The sequence below is a fragment of the Stenotrophomonas lacuserhaii genome (assembly GCF_014836545.1).
GTDB lineage: Bacteria > Pseudomonadota > Gammaproteobacteria > Xanthomonadales > Xanthomonadaceae > Stenotrophomonas > Stenotrophomonas lacuserhaii.
On the sequence record NZ_JACSQS010000019.1, the window covers coordinates 76,965 to 78,288 of the forward strand.

Below are 1,324 nucleotides of genomic sequence, written 5' to 3' on the forward strand. Positions count from 1 at the left end.
CTACCGAGGTGGTTGGGATCGCCGGGTAGCGCCGAGCCATGCTCGGCGAGCGCAGCGGAAGTCCGCGCGGATCAGAGCGCTGGCGGCAACTCGAAAACCTGCCGCAGGTAGGCCAGGTAACCCGGGTCGTCGCACATGCTTTTCCCGGGCGAATCACTCAGCTTTGCCACCGGCTGCCCATTGCAGCGGACCATCTTGATCACGATGTTCAGCGGCGTCGGACCGAGGTCATTGGTCAGATGCGTACCGACGCCGAAGGCGACCTGGCAGCGGCCACGGAAGTAGTCGAACAGGCGCATGACCTTTTCGATGTCCAGCCCATCGCTGAACACCAGTACCTTGCTGCGCGGATCGACGCGGCGCTGCTGGAAATGCGCCAGCATGCGGTCACCCCAGTCGAAGGGGTCGCCGGAATCATGCCGCACCCCGTCGAACAGCTTGCAGAAGTACATGTCGAAATCGCGCAGGAACGCATCCAGCCCGACGACGTCGGACAGCGCGATGCCGAGGTCACCGCGGTATTCGCGCGCCCACGATTCCAGCGCGGCCACCTGCGAATCGCGCAGGCGCGGACCGATCGCCTGGAATGCCTGCAGGTACTCGTGTGCCATCGTGCCGTGCGGCGTCATGCCGTACAGCCGGGCGAAATGCACGTTGCTGGTGCCGACCAGCTGGGTTCCCAGCGCGTCACGCAGCAAGGGCAGCAGGCGGGCATGCCAGTGGCGCGAATAGCGCCGGCGCGTTCCGTAGTCCGCGACCCGGCACTGTTCGAAACCGGGGGTGTCACGCAGCAGCGCCGCCTTGGCCTGCAGCCGTCGTTCACCTTCGGCGATGTCGGCGGTGGTGGTGTTGCGGAACCAGACCTCGTTGATGATCGCCAGCAGCGGCACTTCGAACATGATCGTGTGCAGCCAGGGCCCGGTGATGTCCAGTTCGATCTCGCCGGGCACGCTTTCCGAGGCACGCAGGCTGATGTACTTGCGGTCCAGGTGGAACAGGCCGAGGAAGTCGGCGAAGTCGGGCTTCACGAAGCGCAGGCCGCGCATGTAATCCAGTTCTTCGCTGCTGAAGCGCAGGCTGCACAGGTGGTCGATCTCTTCGTCGATCTGGCCGATGAACTGCGCCAGGTCGATGCCCGGCGTGCGGCACTTGAACCGGTACTGCACCGTGGCGCCGGGGTACTGGTGCAGCACCGCCTGCATCATGGTGAATTTGTACAGGTCGGTGTCGAGCAGGGATTGGATGATCATGCCGCCATTATGCGCCGCGTGCGGGGGTTGGTGCCGGGCCTGCGGCCCGGCGCTCGCAGAGGCAACGCCAAGGG

Annotated in this window: 1 protein-coding gene; it reads right to left on the minus strand. The window is 65.2% G+C overall.

The annotated features are described in order from the left end of the window. Positions 1 to 71: 71 nt before the first annotated feature. Positions 72 to 1,250 carry a nicotinate phosphoribosyltransferase gene (gene pncB / locus H9654_RS15470; RefSeq protein ID WP_191771687.1) on the minus strand — a complete coding sequence of 393 codons (1,179 nt, stop codon included), beginning with the start codon at positions 1,248 to 1,250 and terminating at the stop codon, positions 72 to 74. Positions 1,251 to 1,324 lie beyond the last annotated feature (74 nt).

What these genes read in the sequence shown, in the direction of transcription:
- pncB (WP_191771687.1), bottom strand. Translation starts at nt 1,250, where the DNA reads ATGATCATCCAATCCCTGCTCGACACCGACCTGTACAAATTCACCATG.